The sequence below is a fragment of the Mycobacterium sp. Soil_C_30 genome (assembly GCF_057656995.1).
In genome coordinates this window covers 1-359 of record NZ_JBDGJH010000071.1, presented here as the reverse complement: position 1 = coordinate 359, position 359 = coordinate 1, and the positions used below count along the sequence as shown (strand labels likewise).

Sequence of the window (359 nt, the reverse complement as noted above, 5' to 3'; positions counted from 1 at the left end):
GCGTCGCTGTATGGGCGGATCTCGGCAGCTGATGCGGAGTTGGGGATGCGGGTGCTGGATGCGCTGGCCGCCACCGTGTGCAGCAACGATCCCCGCAGCAAAGGTGAGCTGCGGGCGGCGGCGCAAGGGGCGGTCTACGCTCGTCGGGATCGGTTGGTGTGCCAGTGCGGTGCCGGCGATTGTGTGGCCGCGACGCTGCCGTCGGCGGTGCCCGCGGCGGTGATTCATGTGCTGGCCGAACACGGTGCCCTGGAGCAGGTGCTGGCCCAGATCGACGCCTTACGCCAAGCCCAGTCCACCGATGCCACCGCGGCCCCACCCACCATCGACTACGAGGTGCTGGCCCGCGAGGCCGCCGC

The 359-nt window shown here is 70.8% G+C and carries 1 pseudogene; it reads left to right on the top strand.

Annotation, left to right across the window (positions count from 1 at the left end):
- Positions 1 to 359 (top strand): annotated as a pseudogene (locus tag AC3A6P_RS36160) (hypothetical protein); the annotation flags it as partial.